Source organism: Pectobacterium versatile (genome assembly GCF_020166435.1).
Taxonomy (GTDB): domain Bacteria; phylum Pseudomonadota; class Gammaproteobacteria; order Enterobacterales; family Enterobacteriaceae; genus Pectobacterium; species Pectobacterium versatile.
Genome location: NZ_JAINZP010000006.1, coordinates 12,678 through 35,800, shown reverse-complemented (window position 1 = coordinate 35,800; position 23,123 = coordinate 12,678). Strand labels below are relative to the sequence as shown.

The following is a 23,123-nucleotide window of genomic DNA, read 5'->3' as shown; positions in this document are numbered from 1 at the left end:
CGTCGATGCTGAGCTCTTCTTCACTTTACGCTGCCATCGATCTCGGCTCGAACAGCTTCCATATGCTGGTCACCCGGGAAACCGCAGGCAGCATTCAGACGCTGGCGAAAATAAAGCGTAAAGTCCGCCTTGCGGCTGGGCTGGATAAGCAGAATCGGCTCTCGCAGGAAGCAATGCAGCGTGGCTGGCAGTGTCTACAACTGTTCTCCGAACGATTGCAGGACATTCCGCAGGATCAGGTGCGCGTCGTCGCGACCGCAACCCTGCGGCTGGCAACGAACGCTGACGAATTTCTGCAACGGGCTCAGGAAATTCTGGGCTTGCCGATTCAGGTTATCAGCGGTGAAGAAGAAGCACGCTTGATTTATCAAGGTGTAGCACATACGACAGGTGGCCCAGATGCGCGTCTGGTCGTAGATATTGGCGGTGGCAGTACCGAACTGGCAACGGGAATCGGCGCAAAGACGACTCAGTTGATCAGCCTCCCGATGGGATGCGTAACCTGGCTGGATCGTTATTTCAGCGACCGCAATTTGGAAGCGGGTAACTTTGAACGTGCTGAACAAGCGGCACGTGAAATGCTGCGTCCTGTCGCCGCCTCCCTGCGAGAACAGGGTTGGCAAATCTGCGTCGGCGCTTCAGGCACAGTACAAGCACTACAGGAAATCATGGTCGCGCAGGGCATGGATGAATACATTACTCTGCCGAAGCTCAGACAGCTTAAAGAACATGCGATTCAGTGCGATAAGCTGGAAGAATTGGAAATTGAAGGTCTGACGCTGGAACGCGCGCTGGTGTTTCCCAGCGGGTTGGCCATTCTGCTGGCGATCTTCCAGGAACTCGACATCAAAACGATGACGCTAGCTGGAGGCGCACTGCGTGAAGGGCTGGTCTATGGCATGCTGCATATGCCCGTCGATCAGGATATTCGCCACCGCACATTGGCGACCCTGCAACGTCGTTATCTGCTGGATACCGAACAGGCTAAACGCGTCAGTACCTTGGCGGACAACTTTCTGCAACAGGTTACCCGCGACTGGCAGCTAGATAGCCGATGTCGCGAGTTATTGCGAAGCGCCTGTCTGGTACACGAAATCGGTTTAAGTATCGATTTTCGCCACTCTCCCCAGCATGCAGACTATTTGATTCGCCATAGCGATCTCCCCGGCTTTACGCCAGCCCAGAAGAAGCTGTTAGCCACACTCCTACAAAACCAAGTTAACCCAATCGATTTGATTCCGCTGAGCCAGCAAAATGCGCTACCTGCTAATCAGGCACAGTACCTGTGCCGCTTATTACGTCTGGCGATTATTTTTGCCAGCCGCCGCCGCGATGACACGCTGCCAGCAGTACGGCTACGCGTAGAAGGTGAAGCATTGCGTTTGATTCTGCCTGCCGGTTGGCTGGCTCAGCACCCGTTACGGACAGAAATGCTGGAACAGGAAAGCCGCTGGCAGAGTTACGTACACTGGCCCCTGATGCTGGAAGAAACCTCCGCTTAACAAGCACATAGGGGAGAACGCTTTACTCCCCTTTTGCTTTTGCTAACATCGCCCGGATACTGGCGACATTCGTCTGACCTTTCTGCATACGCTCTTGTGCGCTAACCACTTTTCTTTCCGTTTCCCACACCACATCATCCTGCGGCAATTCAAGCAGGAAACGACTCGGTTCGGGGCGCACCAATTCGCCATACTGGCGGCGTTCTTTGCACAATGTGAAGAACAGCTCACGCTGGGCACGCGTAATTCCCACGTATGCCAGACGGCGCTCTTCGTCGACGTTATCTTCATCAATACTGCTCTGATGTGGCAAGAGGCCTTCTTCCATCCCCACTAAAAAGACGTACGGGAATTCGAGGCCTTTGGACGCATGCAGCGTCATTAGCTGGACCTGATCCAGTTCCTCTTCGCTTTCACCACGTTCCATCATGTCCCGCAATGTGAAACGCGTCACCACCTGCGTCAACGTCATCGGTTCATTCAAATCGGAACCTTCCAGCATTTCCGTCATCCAGTTGAATAGCTGATTGACGTTCTTCATCCGCATTTCTGCGGCTTTTGGGCTGGGTGAGGTTTCATACAGCCAGCTTTCGTAGTCCAACCCATGAATCAGGTCTCGCACGGCGGCAACCGGTTCATGCTCTGCCAGACGGGCAATCTCCGCCAGCCACTGGGTGAATCGTTGTAGGGATTCCAGCCCACGACCGGTCAGCGACTGGCTCAGCCCGAGATCAAAACTCGCGCTGAACAGGCCTTTATTGCGTTGCCCTGCCCACTCTCCTAGCTTCTTCATCGTTGCCGGGCCAATCTCACGCTTAGGCGTGTTCACAATGCGTAAGAACGCACTGTCATCTTCTGGGTTGGTCAGTACGCGTAGGTAGGCCAGTAAATCTTTGATTTCAGGTCGGGAGAAAAACGACGTGCCACCAGAGATCCGATACGGAATACGGTTCTGCATCAGCATCTTTTCAAACAGACGCGATTGATGGTTACCACGATACAAAATGGCATAATCGCCGTACTGGGTCTTTTTAATAAAGTGATGGGCAATCAGCTCACCCACGACCCGCTCCGCTTCGTGATCTTCGTTGTTGGCAGTAATGACTTTGAGTTCATCACCGTAACCCAGCTCTGAGAACAAACGTTTTTCAAAAACGTGCGGGTTATTGGCGATGAGAATATTGGCGGCTTTCAGAATACGCCCGGACGAGCGGTAGTTTTGTTCCAGTTTGATCACATCAAGCGCAGGGAAATCCTGCTGTAGCAACACCAGATTCTGCGGGCGCGCACCACGCCAGGAGTAAATAGACTGATCGTCATCCCCTACCACGGTAAAACGTGCGCGGGTACCAACCAGCAGCTTAACCAGCTCATACTGGCTGGTGTTGGTGTCCTGATATTCATCCACCAGCAGGTAGCGTAAGCGGTTCTGCCAGCGTTCACGCACCTCAGCGTTCTGCTTCAGCAGCAGCGTAGGCAGCAAAATCAGATCGTCGAAGTCCAGTACGTTACAGGCGCGCAGGTGGTCGTGATAGAGCGAGTAGCAATGTACAAACAGCTTGTCGCGTTCGGAGCGAGCGGTTGCTGCCGCACCAGCAGGATCGATCAGATCGTTTTTCCAGTTTGAGATCGTCGAGATCAGCTGTTGCAGCAGAACTTTATCGTTTTCCAGCCACTGCTCCGTCAGCTCTTTCAGCAGCGCCATCTGGTCCTGATCGTCAAACAGGGAGAAATTGGATTTCATGCCCAACGCGACGTATTCACGTTTAATGATCTCCAACCCCAGCGTATGGAAGGTCGCGATCATCAGCCCACGCGTTTCTTTGCGCCCCAGCGTTTGCGCCACGCGCTCCTTCATCTCTCGCGCCGCTTTGTTGGTAAACGTCACGGCGGCAATGTGCCGAGCCTGATAGCCACACTGGCGAATAAGGTGCGCAATTTTGTTGGTGATAACGCGGGTCTTGCCTGAACCTGCGCCCGCCAGCACCAGACAAGGTCCGGTGACGAATTCGACGGCGTGTTGTTGGCTGGGGTTTAAGCGCATAACGATCTTGCTCACTCATAAAACGGAAGGCGATTGTAGCAGAAAGCCGTATCGATCTTGACCAAGGATTTGTTATTAAGGAAAGCACATCGCAGTCCACATCTTGCGTTGCAAATGTTACATTGCGCACAGGAATCTCTTTTGCAAAAAAGGTAATAACATGGCAAATACCGCAGCAGCCCTACACATCCTGGTAGACACTGAGCAGGAAGCTAATGACATTCTTGCGCAACTGGAAAAAGGTGCAGATTTCCAGAAACTGGCACAGAAGCACTCGACCTGCCCGTCAAAACGCAACGGCGGCGATTTAGGTGAGTTTCGTAAAGGCGACATGGTGCCGGCTTTCGATAAGGCGGTATTTTCCTGCGAATTGCTGAAACCGTTTGGTCCAGTGAAGACCCAGTTTGGCTACCATGTGATCAAGGTGTTGTACCGTAATTAAGTTGTACCGCCACTCAGTCGTCACACCGACACCCCGAACATAAAAAGCGCGCCGACCTTCTGGTTTGGCGCGCTTTTTCTATTAAATGCCTTATTAACCTATCGTCATCAGGCTGGCATTACCGCCTGCGGCGGCGGTATTGATACTCAGAGAACGTTCGATCAACAGACGTTCCAACTGAATGTGGGTATCGCCCTGCGCATAGCCTAACAGCAGGATAATCGGGCCATCGCGCTCTGCAAGCCCCTCACTCAACTGCCGTAACCGATCGGCATCCCCATGATAAATAACGCCATGAAAAGACACCTCGTGCCGCTGCCAATCAGGTGTGAACTGAATATGCGACTGCACATCTGCGGGTAAACGGCCATAGAGCATTTTCTCGTGCTCACCTTCCTGCCACAGCAATTTTCCTCCTGTCGCCAGCACCGCTGCCGCCTGAATCAAGCGATCGTCCTCATTATCCGCCAGACACAGAATCCGCTCACGCGGTAGTAGCGTATAGGAATTACGTTCTCCTGTCGGGCCGGGCAGTAGTCGCGTTGTCCCGCTGACGCTATATTCTCTATAGCGCTGGCATAACATCGCTAGCCCGTGACGCTCCCCGGCAATCGCCCAGTCTTCCAGCGCCTGTAGCCCCGCCAACAGCGACGATCGGGCAGACGCATCCAGCGCCTGCTCACGATTCTGCTGTGCGAATTCTGCCGCAAGCGCGTCGTCCGGCCGATGTGCCAGCAAGCGGTACAGATAAAGCGGCCCGCCCGCCTTTGGCCCGGTTCCCGATAAGCCTTCCCCGCCAAACGGTTGAACGCCGACGACAGCACCGACCATATTGCGGTTCACATATTGATTACCCACCTTCGCCTTGCCCGTCACACGCAGGATAGTTTCATCAATGCGGGTATGCACACCCAGCGTCAGTCCATATCCCGCCGCATTGATCTGCTCAATCACTGCATCCAACTGCTGGCTTTGATAGCGAACGACGTGTAAAACTGGACCAAAAACTTCTTTTTTCAGCTCGTCTATCTTGCCCAGTTCGATCAGGGTCGGTTTCACAAACGTCCCGTGCCGCCACGTCTCCTCATCCTGCAGATAGGCTGCCTGAAATACGGTATGCCCTTTCGCATGCATAGCCTGAATATGCCGATCCACGTTCTCTTTCGCCTCGGCGTCAATCAGCGGGCCGATATCGGTCGATAATCGTTCAGGATTCCCCATTCGACACTCCGCCATCGCGCCACGCAGCATAGCCAGAGTACGATCCGCGATATCCTCTTGCAGGCACAGAAGGCGCAGCGCCGAGCAACGCTGTCCGGCGCTGTCGAATGCAGAGGCAATAACGTCATTCACCACCTGTTCCGTCAGCGCAGACGAGTCGACAATCATTGCATTCAGACCACCCGTTTCGGCAATCAGCGGCGTCAAACGCCCCTGTGGGTCGAGCCTGCCTGCGATGCTGCGATGCAGGATTTTTGCAACGGTCGTCGATCCGGTAAACACCACGCCGCGTACCCGTTCATCGTTCACCAACGCCGCTCCAATCGTTTCTCCCTGTCCGGGCAGCAGTTGCAGCACGCCCTGAGGGACACCCGCTTCCCGTAAAATACGCACCGCCTGCGCCGCAATCAGCGGTGTCTGTTCAGCAGGCTTCGCCAGCACGCTGTTTCCTGCCGCCAGCGCGGCAGAAATTTGCCCGGTGAAGATCGCCAGCGGGAAATTCCACGGACTGATGCAAACCACTGGCCCCAGCGGACGGTTGGTATCATTGGTGAACGTATTCCGAACCTGAGCCGCGTAATAGCGTAAGAAGTCCACCGCTTCGCGCACTTCCGCAATCGCGTTACTGAAAGATTTACCCGCTTCCCGCACCAGCAACCCCAGAAGGCTTTGCAACTGCCTTTCCATCAGCGAGGCGGCCTGATTCAATATCGCCGCACGCTCTGCGGGCGGCGTCGCAAACCAGATAGTGCCTGCATGCACCGCCGTTTCTATCGCCAGCTCAACATCTGCCACGGAGGCATCGCGAACATAGCCCACCACATCGTGTACATCGGCGGGATTCACGACAGGCCTTTCTTCACTCGCCTCACTTTCCCCCTCAATCATCGGCGCGGCGTACCACGGCTGTGACGCGTGATTCAGCAACGCGCTGGAAAGCGAAGCCAGCCGGTGCTCATTCGAGAGATCCAGCCCGCACGAATTTTTCCGTTCCCGTCCATATAGCTGACGCGGTAGAGGAATCTTGGGATGCGGTGCGCCCATGCTCCATTCCACTTTTGCCAGCGCTTCTACGCTACGAATAGGATCGGCAATCAGCGTTTCCAGAGCCATTGAGGTATCCGCAATGCGATTAACAAATGAGGTATTCGCGCCGTTTTCCAGCAGGCGTCGCACCAGATAAGCCAACAGCGTTTCATGGGTGCCGACCGGAGCATAAATACGACACGGACGGTTTAATTTTCCGTCAGCAACCGCGCCCACCACCTGATCGTAGAGCGGTTCACCCATGCCGTGCAGGCACTGAAACTCATACTGACCGGGATAATAATTGTTGCCCGCCATGTGGTAGATCGCGCTTACCGTCTGCGCGTTGTGCGTGGCGAACTGCGGGTAAATCAGATTCGGTACGGCCAGCAGCTTGCGGGCGCACGCCAGATAAGCCACATCGGTATAGACCTTACGCGTGTAAACCGGGTAGCCTTCTAGCCCGTCAACCTGCGCGCGCTTGATTTCGCTGTCCCAGTACGCCCCTTTCACCAGACGAATCATCAGCCGTCGACGGCTGCGCTGTGCCAGCTCAATCAGCGCATCGATGACATACAGGCAGCGTTTCTGATAAGCCTGAATGACAAATCCGATACCGTTCCACCCCGCCAGCTGTGGCTCCATGCAGAGTTTTTCCAGCAGATCGAGCGAGATCTCCAGTCGGTCGGCTTCCTCTGCGTCGATATTGATCCCGATATCGTACTGACGCGCCAGCAGCGTCAGCATCAACAAACGTGGATAGAGCTCTTCCATCACACGGTCATACTGTGACCGGCTATAGCGCGGGTGCAGCGCCGACAGCTTGATGGAGATGCCCGGCCCTTCATAAATCCCGCGCCCGTTCGAGGCTTTGCCGATAGCATGAATTGCCTGCTGATAGGCCGTCAGATAGGCGGCAGCATCGTGCTCCGTCAGCGCGGCTTCACCTAACATATCGTAGGAGTAACGGAAGCCTTTGCTCTCCCGTTCGCGGGCATTCGCCAGCGCTTCACCCATGGTTTCCCCCGTGACAAACTGCTCCCCCATCAGCCGCATAGCCATATCGACGCCTTTGCGGACAAGCGGCTCACCACTTTTCCCGATAATGCGGTTCAGCGAATTCGAAAGATTCACTTCGTTGTGCGTCACCACCAACTTTCCGGTAAACAACAGCCCCCAGGTTGCAGCATTCACAAAGAGCGACGGGCTGTGACCAAGATGCGCCTGCCAATTTCCCCGACTGATCTTGTCGCGGATCAGCGCATCACGCGTGGATTTATCAGGAATACGCAGCAGCGCTTCGGCTAAACACATCAACGCCACCCCTTCCTGAGAAGAAAGTGAGAATTCCTGTAGCAGCCCTTGCACAATGCCCGCACGCCCACTTCCAGCTTTCTGACCGCGTAACTTTTCTGCCAGTTGATAAGCCAGTTTCTGCGTTAACTGCGACATTTCATCGGTAAGTCTTGCCTGTTCAAGCAAGATAGGCACCAATTCATTTTCGGGACGGCGGTAAACAGAAGTAATGGCGGCGCGGATAACGGACTGAGGAAGAACATGTTCAGCGAAATCAAGAAAGGGTGGGTGGGTTTCTTCTTCCTGAGATTGCGGCATAATCTCTTCCGCTTCAATGTGGCTGACGTTCGCCCATTGTGGTGTTTCAGGCGTGTCGAGGCCACTTTCTAGGCGTTCGAGGTAATGGAAAATAGCCTGTTTGATCAGCCAGTGCGGTGTGCGATCAATACGCTGTGCTGCCGCCTTGATGCGTTCGCGCGTTTCCTCATCGAGTTTTACACCCATCGTGGTCGAGCCCATAGAGTCCACTCCTGTAATAAGAAGATGCACATCGGGATAACGCCAATATCAATCATGTTGCAATTTTGTGCAACCTTGTTAACAAATGGAGCGATTGCAGCCCATCATCTCCGGTTTTATCTTCAACTGCCTGACCATTTTCATCGTCAGCCTGCTGGGTAAAGCGCCATCAAAAGCGATTACTGACCGCTTCAATCAAGCAGAAGCAGCATACCGCCACTAACCGAAATTCGTTCTGATCGCATCAACAAACGTTTTCACTTTGACTGTTGCTCGCCTCACAGAAGGCACCATGACATGTACGGGACGCACAGGCCCGTCATAATCAGACAACACCTGAATCAGACGCCCACGTTGAATTTCCTTGCGCAACACCGCTTCTGGCCCAAGAGTCACGCCGTACCCTTCTATCGCGGCATGCAATAACGCATTCCAGTCATTTGCATACAATCTGCCCTTCGGCCTGACTTCTTCCGTTTTTCCCTCTTTTTGAAAAATCCATCGGCACGGTGTAAGGACGGATTTCACGCCATAAATCAGGCACGTATGATTGACGAGGCTTGATGGCGTATCAGGCAGACCAGCGCGCGCCACATAATCTGGCGATGCACAGGCAATGAGCGAGTAAGGCTGAAGCGGCCAGGCTACCATCGTACTATCGGCCAACTCTCCGATGCGGATAACAACTTCAAACCCCTCTTCGATGGGGTCAACCTGACGATCGTTTAACGTTAACGCGATCTGCGTATCTGGATAACGTTCGAGATAACGAGTGATGAACGGCGCAAGCAAATGCGATCCCCAGGTTACAGGGGCGTTAACCTGAATAATGCCCGAAGGCGTCGTCTGCATTTCCCGGGCAATATCATCCGCCGCCTGCAATTCAGCAAGCACGACTTTGCAGCGTTCGTAATAGCGCTGACCGACATCGGTCAAGCTCTGACGACGGGTCGTACGGTTGAGTAACCGAGAACCAAGCCGGGCCTCAAGCCACGCCACATACTTTGCGACCATCTGTGGCGAAAGGGTGAGTGCATCAGCGGCGGCGGCAAAAGATCCCAGCTCCACAGTTTTGACAAAAATGTTCATACTGGTAAACCGATCCATGATTCCCTCATTTTTGTTGTTTATCCTTCTCAGATAACACACTTTATCTTCAAAAAGTAGAGGGTTAACCTTTTCATCTCAAAACTATTAAGGTGAAAAAAGATGAAAATTGGCATTATTGGCGCGGGTTTTGTCGGACGGGCGATCGCTAAACTGGCGATCCAAGCCGGACATCAAACCATGCTTAGCAACTCACGCGACCCTCAAACGCTTTTCAGCCTACGGCCGATGATTGGCTGCGACATTGGCACCCCAACACAAGCCGCAGCGTTTGGCGATATTGTCGTTATCGCGGTTCCGCTCTCCGCTATCGGCAATCTTCCTGCGCAGGCATTACACGGTAAGTTAGCGATCGATGCCGTCAACTATTACCCAGAACGAGATGGCAGCGTGATAACGCTTGATGCACAGAAAACAACGACCAGTGAACTCCTGGCCGAGACGTTACCCGGTGCAAAAATCATCAAAGCATTTAACGCGATCCCGATGACGGACCTGGAAAAAGACGGTTTATCCGCAGGTCATCCTAATCGACGAGCGCTACCGCTTGCGGGTGATGATTCTCAAGGAAAAGCGATGGTGGCTGAGCTTTATGACGCGTTCGGATTTGATGTGGTAGACGCTGGAGCTTTGTATGAAGGCTGGCGTTTTGAAAGAAACATGCCGTCTTACTGCGTACGGATGACAAAAGCAGAATTAACTACTGCGCTGGCGCTAGCCTCACGCAACACACGGCCAGTACAGGATGTAGATAACGCGAGGTGAGGGATAGCCGTGGATAAAAAAATGCTGCTCCCCAAGGGAGCAGCATAGAAATCATCGTGTTTCGGTAAACGTCAAAACAACATTAACCCGCAACGGCGATACGCTTCATGTCTTTCATGTAACCGCGCAGCGTGTGGCCTACGGTTTCGATTGGGTGGTTACGGATCGCTTCGTTAACATCACGCAGCTGTGCGTTGTCCACTTCGGTACCCGCGACCGCTTTGCCCAGATCGCCCGGTTGCAGAGAGGCCATGAACGCATCTTTCAGCAATGGAACGGCAGCATTAGCGAACAGGTAGTTACCGTATTCTGCGGTATCAGAGATAACCACGTTCATTTCATACAGACGCTTACGCGCAATGGTGTTGGCGATCAGCGGCAACTCATGCAGTGATTCGTAGTAAGCCGACTCTTCGATGATGCCAGAGCTAACCATGGTTTCAAACGCCAACTCAACGCCCGCTTTCACCATCGCAACCATCAGCACGCCGTTATCAAAGTATTCCTGCTCAGCGATTTTACCGTCGAACTGCGGTGCGTTTTCGAATGCAGTTTGGCCCGTCTCTTCACGCCAGGTCAGCAGTTTCACGTCATCATTCGCCCAGTCAGCCATCATGCCGCTGGAGAATTCGCCGGAAATGATGTCGTCCATGTGTTTCTGGAACAGCGGAGCCATGATGCCTTTCAACTGCTCAGACAGTGCGTAAGCACGCAGTTTCGCTGGGTTAGACAGGCGATCCATCATCAGCGTGATCCCGCCTTGCTTCAGCGCTTCGGTGATGGTTTCCCAGCCGAACTGAATCAATTTTTCTGCATAAGCCGGATCGGTGCCTTCAGCAACCAGTTTGTCGAAGCTCAGCAGAGAGCCCGCTTGCAACATACCACACAGAATAGTTTGCTCACCCATCAGGTCAGATTTCACTTCTGCAACGAAAGAAGATTGCAGAACGCCAGCACGGTGACCGCCGGTGGCCGCAGCCCAGGCTTTAGCGATGGCCATGCCTTCGCCTTTCGGATCGTTTTCTGGGTGAACTGCGATCAGCGTTGGTACGCCGAAACCACGTTTGTATTCTTCACGGACTTCCGTACCTGGGCACTTCGGAGCCACCATCACAACGGTGATGTCTTTACGGATTTGCTCGCCCACTTCAACGACGTTGAAACCGTGAGAGTAGCCCAGCGCTGCGCCCTGTTTCATCAGCGGTTGTACCGCCTGAACCACTGCAGAGTGCTGTTTGTCCGGCGTCAGGTTAACCACCAGATCAGCCTGCGGGATCAGATCTTCGTATGTACCAACGGTGAAGCCGTTTTCGGTCGCTTTGCGCCATGATGCGCGTTTTTCGGCAATCGCTTCAGCACGCAGGGCGTAAGCGATATCCAGACCAGAATCGCGCATATTCAGACCCTGGTTCAGACCCTGAGCACCACAGCCGACGATCACCACTTTCTTCCCTTTCAGGTAGCTCGCCTCATCGGCAAATTCATCACGCCCCATAAAGCGGCACTTGCCCAATTGATCCAGCTGCTGACGCAGGTTTAATGTGTTGAAATAGTTAGCCATGTTGTGCTCCGTATACGGTTTTGTTTGTCTATTATTCAGAAAAGGATTCCCGTCAGATGGGAATTCACTATGACCCCATCATATGACAGGAATTGCGTTGCTTAAATTGATATATTAACAACGTCACATTGCACTATTTGCAAGATCAAAAGCGGTTGCAAGATAAAAAGCGGCTGCAAGATAAAAAACGGGGCCTGCATCGCATGGATTTACGTGATCTCAAATTATTCCTGCACCTCGCAGAAAGCCGGCATTTTGGCCGAACCGCCAAGGCGATGCACATCAGCCCGTCCACGCTGTCGCGGCAAATTCAGCGGCTGGAAGAGGATTTAGGGCAGACGCTGTTTCTGCGTGATAACCGAACCGTACAGCTCACCGATGCCGGAGAGCACCTGAAGCTGTTCGCCCAGCAAACGCTGCTGCAATACCAGCAGCTACGCCACACGATAGACCAGCACGGGCCGTCATTAAGCGGCGAGCTGCGGATCTTCTGTTCCGTCACCGCCGCCTACAGCCACCTGCCGCCGATTCTGGATCGCTTTCGGGCGCTGCACCCGCTGGTAGAAATTAAGCTGACAACCGGCGATGCCGCCGATGCCGTTGAGAAAATTCAGTCGAATGACGGGGATTTGGGGATTGCAGGACGCCCGGAGGCGCTCCCAGCCAGCGTTGATTTCATGCCGCTCGATAAGCTGCCTCTGGCGTTGATTATCCCAGCACTTCCCTGCCCCGTGCAGTCGCTGGTGCGGCAAGCAGACCCAGACTGGTCGCAGGTTCCGTTCATCCTGCCGGAACACGGCCCAGTACGTAAGCGCATCGATCTGTGGTTCCGACGCAACCACATCACCAATCCGCAAATTTACGCCACCATCTCAGGGCATGAAGCGATGGTATCGATGGTCGCGCTGGGCTGCGGCATCGCGCTGATTCCCAACGTCGTGCTGGAGAACAGCCCGGAACCGGTACGCAACCGCGTTTCTGTCTTTGTCGAACAGGTGATGGAGCCGCTAGAACTCGGCGTGTGCGTACAGAAAAAACGGCTTAGCGAGCCGCTGATTGCCGCCTTTTGGGACATATTACAGGACACGCCATGAAGATAGCCTTCACTGCCATCATCGCCGCTGGGGTGACGTTGGCCGCCCTCAGCCACACTGCGCAAGCCGCCAGTTTCCCCTGCGAAAAAGCCGCCTCAGCGCAGGAGACGCTGATTTGCGCCAGCCCGCTGCTCGGGCAGCTTGATGAAGAACTGGCACAGGCATGGAAGACCTCCCGCGCGTCCCTGACGGCGTACGACAACAGCGCACCGTGGGAAAAAACGCTCAACCAGTTTCAGCGTAGCTGGCTGACCACCCGCGATCAATGCAAAGACGAAGACTGTCTACGCCAGCGCTATCAGCAGCAGTTAAATCGGCTGCGCTATCTGAATGACATCGCGCAGCACGCACTCCCCTCGCCGATTACGCCAGTGAAAAATACGTCCTGCTTCCACGGTTCATTCAGCTATGAGTATGTGATGTCAGGGCTTTCTGCCGAAGAGTACCGCGAGTTGGGTGATTATTTTCGGGAGATGTATGACCAGAAAGCGCCCTACCACGCCGTCAGCCTGACGATGACCAACCAGCGCGGCAAGATTGAGGGCGGCGCATCCATTGCATTCCGCTACGGTAACAAGCTGGATGATTCTGCCTTCACGGCCCGTCAGATGAGCGATATACAAGCGATTGGCAAAGGCGAAAGCAGTTTCGGCCAGCAGGTGAAATTACTGCTCACCTGCATTGACGATGATCATCTGCAAATCGCCACCTTCGGCAGCAATCGGGAAGAAGGTTACCTGTTTAACTATTTGCTGGAGCGCGATAAAACCCCACTGGAGCCGCAGAAAACGCCGTAGCGTTGGCTCACTTTGGCTCTAGCGTTCAAACCACTTATCCGCCGAAAATGCTCGCGTATCGGACTCCGTTTCCTGCGCGGCTTTCTTCATAGTTTCGACGTTCATCAGGTAATGATAGAGCGGTTCAAGCTGGGTAAAACCCTGTGACAGAACCGTCACCAGATCACCAGAAAACAGCGCGTCCATATCCTGTCGGGTACCTATCGCAGCAAACGACTTACGGTTATACCAGTCAGCCAGTTCCGGCTCCTGACCTTTAATCAACGGACGTTTGTAGCTTTCGCCTTCCAGCGTGAAGGTATTGCCCAAACAGCTCGCCACTTCAAGAAACTGTGACGGATTCCCGCGCAGCGTCTGACGGAACAGGTCCATTGTATTACGTGTCGCGCTGTAATAGCCCAGCCCGTAACGCCAGGTATCCGGTGTGATTTCAAAGAAATACACTGGCGCGTCCGTCCAGTCTTTGCGAGTACGTTTGAAAGTGAGCCACATATGGCTGCGATAGCGTGATTTATCGTGAGAAAAGCGCGTGTCGCGGTGAATACGGGAGAGCGTTTTGCCGATGGCAGGACGCGTTTCAAAATGGTCGTCAATCTGCAACATGGTCAGACTGAGTTCATCCACCAGCGTGCGGAACGGCGCAACCAGTTGCTCGTCGTAAATTGCACGATGCTCGTCAAACCACGCTTTATCGTTGTACTGACGCACCTGTTGAAGAAACGTTAAACCCGCTTGAGAAAAACCTGTGAACTGCGTTGCCATAAAGAGATGTCATCCCTGTTGCTGTCAGATGACATAAAGATAACGCCGCTGACGCTGAAACACCATCGGCGGTGGAAAGGCCATATTCTACCGTGACAACAAGGCAATCAACCTAGTCTTATTAACGTTAGTCACGCATGACGGCACTTCACCACCCAAACCAACATATTTTTTATTTTCCCAAAGGAGGAATAAGGGCTCCCTGCTGACCTTCTACAAACGTTAACCATTTTATAATTACCGTTTTTCTTCACGGACTCCCCCAGAATACATCTATGTGATTTATTTCTGAGGCGTCATAGGCAAATAACCGTAGGATTTGACTTAATTTAGAACATACCACTGCAACCAATATGTTAACATTAGTATAATTTAATCTCGATAATTATTAACAACAAAATATCTGTAACAAGGCAATCATATAATGAAGACAGCATTAAAAGTTGGGTTAATCGGTATTGTCGTCCTTTCCGTTTCTGCTTGTGATAGTTTAGATCCAACCAGTCAGAAAGGCGTATTTTATTACAGCAACCCCACTGCCAGTAACCTTACATTTAAGGTTGATGGAAAAAATTATGATGTTTTACCGAATCATCGCGACACGATAAAACTTTCACCAGGCAAACATATATTAGAAAATAGCAAAGGTGAGAGTTTTTCATTCATGGTTTTTGATAATAACAACGGTGGGATTATCAATCCCAATAATTATACTTATTATACGTTATCAGAAGCTTATGCTGTCGAAGGCAAGGAAAAAAGATTTAACCCCATGACCTATGAGGTAATGATTAATGGTCACCAATTAGAGATGGCTGTCAGAAGCGCCAATGCTTCTGTAATTGATGCAAACATGTTCAAATGTACCTATCAATTAGGCGAAGTATTTCCTGAATCAATCACCGTCCATGATAGAACATCGAGTGGTAACATCCAATCTAAATGCTTTGATAAGCCAGAGTTAGTCGAATACATTGCAGAGGTATATGGTGAGAACCTTGCGGCTAATTCTATCGAAGAAAAAAATAAAGACTCCATAAATATGGTATTTAGTTATGATGTTCCTGCCACGAATGGGCTTAACCCTAGTATTCAGGCACCAGCAGAAAAACTAGTAGAGCTATTAAAAAACCTAAAAGAAACTGATGACACCGCTATTCATGAAAAATTAAGAAAACAATTCACTCAACTGAACATTGATCTAGTAAAAGCCTCTACCAGTACCAGAAAAACATCCTCCCACTCCGTTGAGCAAAATGAGAAATATAACGATTTCATTCATCAAACAGGATATTTATTCAGCTATGGTATTTTGGCTAAATAATTAAATTTTATTTTTACACAAAGGCCATAATGAAATGGCCTTTGTGATAATAACATAGAAATAAGTATATATTTCACCCCCCTCATCCTTAAATAATCCGTATGAGAAACACCGTCGGCGGTGTTACACACTTATCCAAGGGATAAGTATTAAGGGATATTGAGTTCACCGTCTAGCGACTCGATCCGTCTGTAGTTTTCGACCGCCTCGCAAAGGCTTTTATCTGAGAAATAAATAGGGCTATCTTTAATATACGGGTGTACTTTATACGCACAACGATGGACAACATAATTTTTCCACGCGGCTTGATCTGTTTTGAAGAGCTTAACTGCACTTTCCTCATCTTCCATAGTTATAAGTTTGGAAAGAAAGCTTATTGCTTCTTTATTTTTTTGTTCTAATTTTTCTGTCGAATCAGCAAGCATCCGATCAATACAAATATCCACTTCATGATAACTCTCTCCTTTCATTAGGTCTTTACATAACGTTTTTTCGATTACGTCCAGTTTACTCAGGTAAATCTCACCAAATGCAGGAGATATACCGTTCACAGCAAATAGCATCAGCATACAGAAGTAGATGTTTTTCATTTCTTCATCCTTAAATAATCCGCTTGAGAAAAGCCGGTGAACGGCGTTGCCATAAAAAAATACCATCCCTGTTGCTGTCAGATGGCATTAAAGATAACGCCGCCGACGGTGAAACACCATCGGCGGCGTTACACACTTATCCAAGGGATAAGTATTAAGGGATATTGAGCTCACCGTCTAGCGACTCGATCCGCCTGTAGTTTTCTACCGCCTCGCAAAGATCTTTATTTGATAAATAAACGGGGCTATCTTTAATATATGGGTGTCCTCTATACGCACAACGGTGGACAACATAATTTTTCCACGCGGCTTGATCTGCTTTGAAAAGCTTAACGGCATCTTCCTCATCCTCTATAGTTATAAGTGTGGAGAGAAAATTTATTGCTTCTTTATTTTTTTGCTCTAGTTTTTCCGTCGAATCAGCAAGCATTCGGTCAGTACAAATATAAAGTTCATGATAGTTTTCCCCTTTCATTATATCTTTACATAACGTTTTCTCCATTAATTCTAGTTTACTCCAGTAAATCTCAGAAAATGCAGGAGATACTCCGCTTACAGCAAATAACATCAAAATACAGAAATAGATATTTTTCATCTTCTCATCCTTAAATAACCCGCTCGGTTTCTTCCAACCTCATATTTTAGCAACTCAGGCTCACTCTCTATTAACTTTATTAACAGATCGATATCATTCTTTGCCGCCACAGGGATAGTTTTCTTCCCCTCCATCCCTTGATAGGCCAGATCCACCAGAATATCTCTGATAGCGGGATGAAGCTCATTCCAATTCGCCCTATCAGGTATATTAGCGGAACGATCTGCGTATCGATTTTTCGCTATTTTTATATACCCACCATAAATAATATTAAACAAATCCACCTGCTGTTGATGTGTAATCACACCAATTTTTCCTTTGTACTCTTTCACGAAAGTGGCGGCGGCACCGCCCTTTAACCCGGCTCCCGTCGCTATTAAACTCGCTTTTTCACTCCCAATACCAACTCTAAGCATATCCGAATAAATTTCGCCCTTGGTTCTCTTCCCCATATCATAGCCTCGCCCCAGTGTCACGCCAGATTTGGCATTTCCTGGCCAATGAACGACTCGGCTAAAAAAAGGGCTATTGGGGACATCATCCCCCTCTCCATCGAAGGTTATTTGTCCTTGAGGTACTCTTAGCATTGAGTAAATTCCTTTTCATTAACACGAAGCATCAATGTGCGAAGTTAATTATCATCTCTTTAGATTAGTGATGAATTAGTTAATAAAAGCAGCCATGAATAACATAATTATCAATGGCTGTATGTTCTATTACCAAATAAACTAAATACCACTATCATTCCAGATGCTATACCCTGATGTTCCCGCAACTTTGTGATCCCATGATATAGAACCATACTTCAATAAAACTTTTTCATATGGCATGACGTCATTATCATTAATCGAATGCGGATAACTACAAGAAATATCAACAATACGGGCATCTGTTAATTTAATGACATAAAACAACTCTAATTGCCCAGCGGTATTTATCCTATACAAAAAGAAATTTGCACTTAGCTTTTCATTGGAAGAGGTAGAAACACCAAGCAACGGTGACGACTTATCGATAAGTTTAATTATTTCAACGGGATGACAAGATAGATTATCATCATGACTCATTGAATGGTTTAAACTTAATACTTGAATCTGATCTTCATGACCAATTTGGCTTCTATTACCAATTGACTATAATGTTGAACAGCCAGAAGAAATTAACCCCTGTTTATCGCCCGTCAATTCTAAATAGATAATACTCGACATTTCTAGCGGCATCTAAGAATAAATATGATCAATGCACTGATGGTGTATCGAGCTTGAGTGAAAGTTTTCGCCCATCTGACGTCTTCATTTCCACAAGATTACTTTGAGTCACCTGCATCAGAGAAAGGCATAGCTTCATCATCAATGCGAGTATTTCTTCAGGAGGTAACGAACTATTAATAAGGCTACTTTTTAATTGTTCATTTAACTGAATGGCAAGTTTTTCTTTATTTTTCATACTCGGTCTCCATGTGTTATTCCACTATTCATCAAACTAACCTAGGAAATAATAATTAGCAATATTTAAAGGAATTAGAAAAAATGAATAATTGATTTTAAATTAATAACACACTGCAATTAGATTTATTCAACAACGCCTTGAGAAAACTGCTGAAGAAACGTTAAACCCGCTTGAGAAAAACCTGTGAACTGCGTTGCCATAAAGAGATGCCATCCCTGTTGCTGTCAGATAGCATTAAAGATAACGCCGCCGACGGTGAAACACCATCGGCGGCGTTAAGGGAACACTCAGCAATTAACCCGCTAAAAAGAAGCGGAACGCAGGGTTATTGGTTTCGTCGTGGCATTCATAGCCCAGCGCCTTCAAATGCTGCTCGAATTCCCGATCGCCCGCATCCAGTTCGAACGCAGCCAACACGCGGCCAAAATCCGTGCCGTGGCTGCGGTAATGGAACAGAGAAATATTCCAGTGCGCCCCCAGCGTATGCAGGAATTTCAGTAACGCCCCCGGCGACTCTGGAAACTCAAAGCTGTACAGCCGTTCTTGTAGCGGTTTGGAAGGACGTCCGCCGACCATATAGCGAACGTGCAGCTTCGCCATTTCATCATCGGACAAATCCACCACTTCATAACCGTCTGCGGACAGCTCGGCGATGATCTCCTGCCGTTCCGCATAGCCGCGCGTCAAACGCACACCGACAAAAATGCAGGCGTCTTTGGCATCCGCGTAGCGATAGTTGAACTCGGTAACAGAACGGCCGCCCAACAGCTGGCAAAACTTCAGGAAGCTTCCCTGTTTCTCGGGGATCGTCACGGCCAGCAAGGCTTCACGCTGTTCACCTAGCTCGCAACGCTCGGAAACGTAACGTAACCCGTGGAAGTTGACGTTTGCACCGGACAGAATATGTGCCAGACGCTCGCCCTTAATCTGATGCTGTTGGATGTATTTTTTCATCCCCGCCAAGGCTAACGCCCCAGAGGGTTCAGCAATCGCACGGACATCTTCGAACAGATCTTTCACTGCCGCACAAATGGCATCGCTGTCGACGGTAATCACGTCGTCCAGATATTCCCGACACAGGCGGAAAGTCTCATCGCCGATACGTTTCACCGCCACGCCTTCGGCAAACAGCCCGACACGTGCCAGATCGACCGGTTGACCCGCATCCAGCGCCGCACGCAGACAGGCGGAATCTTCCGCTTCCACGCCGATCACCTGAATCTGCGGCATCAGCTGTTTGATCAGCACGGCAACACCTGCCGCCAGGCCACCACCACCAACTGGCACAAACACGCGATCCAAATGCGCATCCTGCTGTAGTAGTTCCATCGCCAGCGTGCCCTGCCCGGCAATCACCGCAGGATGATCAAACGGCGGCAGAAAGGTCATATGCTCCAGCTCTGACAGCTCAATAGCCTTTGCCTTGGCTTCATCAAAGTTGGCGCCGTGTAGCAGCACTTCGCCGCCAAAACCCCGCACCGCATCCACCTTGATATCAGCCGTCGCTACCGGCATCACAATCAGCGATTTAATCCCCAGTTTGCTGGAGGAAAGTGCAACACCCTGCGCATGGTTACCGGCTGATGCCGTTACCACACCGTGTGATTTTTGCTCATCGCTCAGACCCGCCATCATCGCGTACGCGCCACGCAGCTTGAAACTGTGCACCGCGTGTCTGTCTTCACGTTTTACCAGAATGACATTACCCAGCCGCGAAGAGATCTTATCCATCTTCTCCAGCGGTGTGACCTGCGTGATTTCATACACTGGCGACCGCAAGATCGCCCGCAGGTATTCCGCGCCTCCCGGCGCGGCAGGAAGAGGTTGTGACACAGCCATCAGCATTAGCCTCCCAGCTTGCTTTTATCCCGCACAGCGCCTTTATCTGCGCTGGTTGCCAGCATGGCATACGCACGCAGCGCAAAAGATACCTGACGTTCACGGTTATGTGGCGTCCAGGCCTGCTCGCCTCTCGCCTCTTCCACTTCACGGCGGATTGCCAGTTCATTCTCCGCGACATCCAGCGCAATACTGCGGTTAGGAATATCAATGGCAATCATGTCGCCATCCTTCACCAGACCAATAGTGCCACCGCTTGCAGCTTCAGGAGACGCGTGGCCGATAGACAGCCCTGACGTACCACCAGAGAAGCGGCCATCAGTGATCAGTGCACAGCTTTTACCCAAGCCCATCGATTTCAGGTAGGTAGTCGGGTACAGCATTTCCTGCATGCCCGGCCCACCTTTCGGCCCTTCGTAACGGATAACAACCACATCGCCCGCCACGACTTTTCCGCCCAGAATCGCTTCTACCGCGTCATCCTGGCTTTCATAGACTTTTGCCGGGCCACGGAAAATCAGGCTATCTTTATCAACGCCTGCGGTTTTCACGATGCAGCCATCTAGCGCAATGTTGCCGTACAGCACGGCCAACCCGCCATCCTGACTGTAAGCATATTCACGCGAGCGAATACAGCCTTCCTGACGATCGGTATCCAGTGAATCCCAGCGACAATCCTGAGAAAACGCTTTAGTCGTACGGATACCCGCTGGGCCAGCAGAATACATACGCTTCACGCTTTCATCTTTCGTCAGCATCACATCGTAGGCTTCCAGCGTTTCCGGCAGCGTTTTACCCAGCACGTTGTTGACTTCACGGTTCAGCAGACCGGCTCTGTCCAGCTCGCCCAAAATACCGATAACCCCACCAGCACGGTGTACGTCTTCCATATGGTATTTCTGACCGCTAGGCGCGACTTTACACAGGTGTGGCACCTTACGTGAAAGGCGGTCGATATCCGACATGGTGAAATCAATTTCACCTTCCTGCGCCGCGGCCAGCAGGTGCAATACGGTATTGGTGGAACCGCCCATGGCGATATCCAGAATCATGGCGTTTTCAAATGCGGCTTTATTAGCGATGTTGCGCGGCAATACGCTTGCATCATCCTGCTCGTAATAGCGTTTCGCCAGACCCACGATGCGCGTACCCGCGTTCAGGAACAGATCCTTACGATCGGCATGTGTCGCAAGCAATGAACCATTGGCTGGCTGAGAGAGCCCCAAGGCTTCGGTCAGACAGTTCATGGAGTTCGCCGTAAACATTCCTGAACAAGAGCCACAGGTCGGACAGGCGGAACGTTCAATTTGCTCACTGTCGGCATCGCTGACGTTAGGGTTTGCCCCCTGAATCATGGCATCGATGAGATCGAGCTTGATAATTTGGTTGGAAAGCTTGGTTTTCCCTGCTTCCATCGGGCCACCAGAAACAAAAATCACTGGAATATTCAGGCGCAGCGACGCCATTAACATCCCTGGGGTAATTTTGTCGCAGTTGGAAATACACACCATTGCATCCGCACAGTGGGCATTGACCATGTATTCCACGGAATCGGCGATCAGTTCACGGGAAGGCAGGGAATAGAGCATACCGCCGTGCCCCATCGCGATACCGTCATCAACCGCAATGGTGTTAAATTCTTTCGCGACGCCGCCGGAGGCTTCGATCTGCTCGGCAACCAGTTTCCCCAGATCGCGCAAGTGCACATGGCCCGGCACGAATTGAGTGAAGGAGTTAACCACCGCGATAATCGGTTTACCAAAATCGTCGTCGGTCATCCCGGTGGCGCGCCACAAGGCTCGGGCACCCGCCATATTACGGCCGTGAGTGGTTGTGGCTGAACGGTACTTAGGCATGCTCTTTTACTCCAAAAATTACGAATTTGGCGATGACGGAACGTATCACCGCCTGACTGTCTGTCTTGATTGCTTACTGATTTATCGGATCCAACCAGCCCCATTGATCTTCGGTTTCACCCGTAAAGAGGCCAAAAAATGCCTGCTGCAACGCTTTGGTAACTGGGCCGCGTTTGCCAACACCGACCTGAATGCCGTCAACACTGCGCACTGGGGTAATTTCTGCCGCAGTACCGGACATGAAGACTTCATCGGCCAGATACAGTGACTCGCGGGATAACACTTGCTCACGCACTTCATATCCTGCGTCTTTCGCCAGTTTGATGATAGCGTCACGCGTAATACCCGGCAGCGCCGAAGAGGTAAACGGCGGCGTGAAGATAATACCGTCCTTCACTTCAAACAAGTTCTCACCCGCACCTTCGGAAACATAGCCGTGGACATCCAACGCGATCCCTTCCTGGTAGCCGTGGCGACGCGCTTCGCTACCCACCAGCAGGGAGGACAGATAGTTGCCACCCGCTTTTGCGGCGGTTGGAATGGTATTCGCCGCCACGCGATTCCAGGACGACACCATAGCATCGATGCCTGCTTCCAGCGCTTCTTCACCCAGATATGCGCCCCACGGGAAAGCCGCGATGATGACGTCGGTTTGATAACCATCTGGCGGGTTAACACCCATACCCACATCACCAATGAACACCAGTGGACGAATATAGGCGCTGGTCAGGTTATTTTTACGCAGCGTTTCACGGCAGGCTTCCATCAGCTCATCCACGCTTTGCGCGACGGGCATACGGTAAATTTTTGCCGAATCACGCAGGCGCTGCATATGCTCACGGTGACGGAAAACTACCGGCCCCTTATGTGAATTGTAGCAACGAACGCCTTCAAAGACGGAGGTGCCATAATGCAGGGCATGCGACATGACGTGTACTTTTGCTTCAGCCCATGGAACCATCTCACCATTGAACCAAATGTAATCCGCTTTTTTTGTCATTCTTCTTTTTCCTTACTCTTTTGCGTTAGGCGCTGATCTGCTGTGATGTCGTCATCGGTTGAATGTCAACGCAGGAAATATCCAACAGCTTGCTCAATTGCGTTGACAATAAATCCACCGAACGATGGCTGGCAACGGTCAGTTCAATATTAATGTGATCGGCATTGGTGGTTTGCACCATATTCATCGCGCAAACTTTGAAACCGCGATGGCGGGTAACACGCAATACACGCTCCAGAACCTCGGGACGAAAGCGCGCCTGAATCGAAAGTTGATGGTGTGTCATTCTGTTATCTCCAGCACTTATTCTGTGTAAGTCGGCCATTGTTCGGTT

Annotated in this window: 20 protein-coding genes and 1 pseudogene; 7 read left to right on the top strand and 14 right to left on the bottom strand. The window is 51.0% G+C overall.

The features are described 5' to 3' along the window. Positions 1 to 5: 5 nt before the first annotated feature. Complete coding sequence (gene ppx, locus K7X24_RS09255) at positions 6 to 1,502, top strand: exopolyphosphatase (RefSeq protein ID WP_224554485.1); 1,497 nt, start codon at positions 6 to 8, stop codon at positions 1,500 to 1,502. 22 nt (positions 1,503 to 1,524) lie between these two features. On the opposite strand, the gene rep is transcribed toward ppx, so the two are convergent. Further along, positions 1,525 to 3,546, bottom strand: a complete 2,022-nt coding sequence (rep, locus tag K7X24_RS09250) for a DNA helicase Rep (protein WP_224554483.1) — start codon at positions 3,544 to 3,546, stop codon at positions 1,525 to 1,527. A gap of 160 nt (positions 3,547 to 3,706) precedes the next feature. Between rep and ppiC the strand changes: the two genes are divergently transcribed. Next, positions 3,707 to 3,988 (top strand): peptidylprolyl isomerase PpiC, encoded by a 282-nt coding sequence (gene ppiC, locus K7X24_RS09245; protein ID WP_010294655.1) that lies wholly within the window; start codon positions 3,707 to 3,709, stop codon positions 3,986 to 3,988. A gap of 93 nt (positions 3,989 to 4,081) precedes the next feature. Here the strand turns inward: ppiC and putA are convergent, their stop codons facing one another. Then, complete coding sequence (gene putA / locus K7X24_RS09240; protein WP_224554481.1) at positions 4,082 to 8,050, bottom strand: trifunctional transcriptional regulator/proline dehydrogenase/L-glutamate gamma-semialdehyde dehydrogenase; 3,969 nt, start codon at positions 8,048 to 8,050, stop codon at positions 4,082 to 4,084. An 85-nt stretch (positions 8,051 to 8,135) separates the two neighbouring features. Between putA and K7X24_RS09235 the strand changes: the two genes are divergently transcribed. Beyond that, positions 8,136 to 8,273, top strand: coding sequence for a hypothetical protein (locus K7X24_RS09235; protein ID WP_224554694.1), 138 nt, complete (start codon positions 8,136 to 8,138; stop codon positions 8,271 to 8,273). Here K7X24_RS09235 and K7X24_RS09230 read toward each other — a convergent pair. After that, positions 8,270 to 9,157: a LysR family transcriptional regulator gene (locus tag K7X24_RS09230; RefSeq protein ID WP_116586411.1), complete on the bottom strand. Its 888-nt coding sequence runs from the start codon at positions 9,155 to 9,157 to the stop codon at positions 8,270 to 8,272. The two genes, K7X24_RS09235 and K7X24_RS09230, sit on opposite strands and share 4 nt — an antisense overlap. A gap of 102 nt (positions 9,158 to 9,259) precedes the next feature. Between K7X24_RS09230 and K7X24_RS09225 the strand changes: the two genes are divergently transcribed. After that, positions 9,260 to 9,922 carry an NADPH-dependent F420 reductase gene (locus tag K7X24_RS09225; RefSeq protein WP_203470651.1) on the top strand — a complete coding sequence of 221 codons (663 nt, stop codon included), beginning with the start codon at positions 9,260 to 9,262 and terminating at the stop codon, positions 9,920 to 9,922. An 82-nt stretch (positions 9,923 to 10,004) separates the two neighbouring features. Here K7X24_RS09225 and ilvC read toward each other — a convergent pair whose 3' ends face one another. Next, a complete protein-coding gene (ilvC, locus tag K7X24_RS09220) occupies positions 10,005 to 11,483 on the bottom strand; it encodes a ketol-acid reductoisomerase (RefSeq protein ID WP_224554479.1) in 1,479 nt (492 codons plus the stop codon). A 203-nt stretch (positions 11,484 to 11,686) separates the two neighbouring features. Here ilvC and ilvY point away from each other — a divergent pair, with 203 nt between their 5' ends. Then, positions 11,687 to 12,577, top strand: a complete 891-nt coding sequence (gene ilvY, locus K7X24_RS09215; RefSeq protein ID WP_102117067.1) for an HTH-type transcriptional activator IlvY — start codon at positions 11,687 to 11,689, stop codon at positions 12,575 to 12,577. Then, positions 12,574 to 13,374: a lysozyme inhibitor LprI family protein gene (locus K7X24_RS09210; RefSeq protein ID WP_224554477.1), complete on the top strand. Its 801-nt coding sequence runs from the start codon at positions 12,574 to 12,576 to the stop codon at positions 13,372 to 13,374. Before ilvY ends, K7X24_RS09210 begins: the two co-directional genes overlap by 4 nt. An 18-nt stretch (positions 13,375 to 13,392) precedes the next feature. Here K7X24_RS09210 and K7X24_RS09205 read toward each other — a convergent pair whose 3' ends face one another. Further along, a complete protein-coding gene (locus K7X24_RS09205) occupies positions 13,393 to 14,136 on the bottom strand; it encodes a DUF2461 domain-containing protein (protein WP_103158237.1) in 744 nt (247 codons plus the stop codon). 424 nt (positions 14,137 to 14,560) lie between these two features. Between K7X24_RS09205 and K7X24_RS09200 the strand changes: the two genes are divergently transcribed. Beyond that, complete coding sequence (locus K7X24_RS09200; protein WP_039492870.1) at positions 14,561 to 15,460, top strand: hypothetical protein; 900 nt, start codon at positions 14,561 to 14,563, stop codon at positions 15,458 to 15,460. 149 nt (positions 15,461 to 15,609) lie between these two features. Here the strand turns inward: K7X24_RS09200 and K7X24_RS09195 are convergent, their stop codons facing one another. From K7X24_RS09195 to ilvM, 9 genes and pseudogenes are all read right to left on the bottom strand, one after another. Then, entirely contained in the window at positions 15,610 to 16,050 is a 441-nt protein-coding gene (locus K7X24_RS09195) for a lysozyme inhibitor LprI family protein (protein WP_224554476.1), read from the bottom strand. Between the two features lie 154 nt (positions 16,051 to 16,204). Beyond that, positions 16,205 to 16,645 (bottom strand): lysozyme inhibitor LprI family protein, encoded by a 441-nt coding sequence (locus tag K7X24_RS09190; protein ID WP_224554474.1) that lies wholly within the window; start codon positions 16,643 to 16,645, stop codon positions 16,205 to 16,207. Continuing rightward, complete coding sequence (locus tag K7X24_RS09185) at positions 16,642 to 17,232, bottom strand: calcium-binding protein (protein ID WP_224554472.1); 591 nt, start codon at positions 17,230 to 17,232, stop codon at positions 16,642 to 16,644. The genes K7X24_RS09190 and K7X24_RS09185 overlap by 4 nt, the downstream gene beginning before the upstream one ends. A gap of 141 nt (positions 17,233 to 17,373) precedes the next feature. Next, a pseudogene (locus K7X24_RS09180) lies at positions 17,374 to 17,853 on the bottom strand (Hcp family type VI secretion system effector). 28 nt (positions 17,854 to 17,881) lie between these two features. Then, complete coding sequence (locus K7X24_RS09175) at positions 17,882 to 18,091, bottom strand: hypothetical protein (RefSeq protein ID WP_014916966.1); 210 nt, start codon at positions 18,089 to 18,091, stop codon at positions 17,882 to 17,884. 297 nt (positions 18,092 to 18,388) lie between these two features. Next, positions 18,389 to 19,933: a threonine ammonia-lyase, biosynthetic gene (gene ilvA / locus K7X24_RS09170; RefSeq protein WP_224554470.1), complete on the bottom strand. Its 1,545-nt coding sequence runs from the start codon at positions 19,931 to 19,933 to the stop codon at positions 18,389 to 18,391. 5 nt (positions 19,934 to 19,938) lie between these two features. Next, positions 19,939 to 21,789, bottom strand: a complete 1,851-nt coding sequence (ilvD, locus tag K7X24_RS09165; protein WP_103942828.1) for a dihydroxy-acid dehydratase — start codon at positions 21,787 to 21,789, stop codon at positions 19,939 to 19,941. 73 nt (positions 21,790 to 21,862) lie between these two features. Beyond that, positions 21,863 to 22,789 carry a branched-chain amino acid transaminase gene (locus K7X24_RS09160; protein ID WP_224554467.1) on the bottom strand — a complete coding sequence of 309 codons (927 nt, stop codon included), beginning with the start codon at positions 22,787 to 22,789 and terminating at the stop codon, positions 21,863 to 21,865. Between the two features lie 25 nt (positions 22,790 to 22,814). Next, positions 22,815 to 23,075 carry an acetolactate synthase 2 small subunit gene (gene ilvM, locus K7X24_RS09155; protein WP_095700895.1) on the bottom strand — a complete coding sequence of 87 codons (261 nt, stop codon included), beginning with the start codon at positions 23,073 to 23,075 and terminating at the stop codon, positions 22,815 to 22,817. Between the last annotated feature and the right edge of the window lie 48 nt (positions 23,076 to 23,123).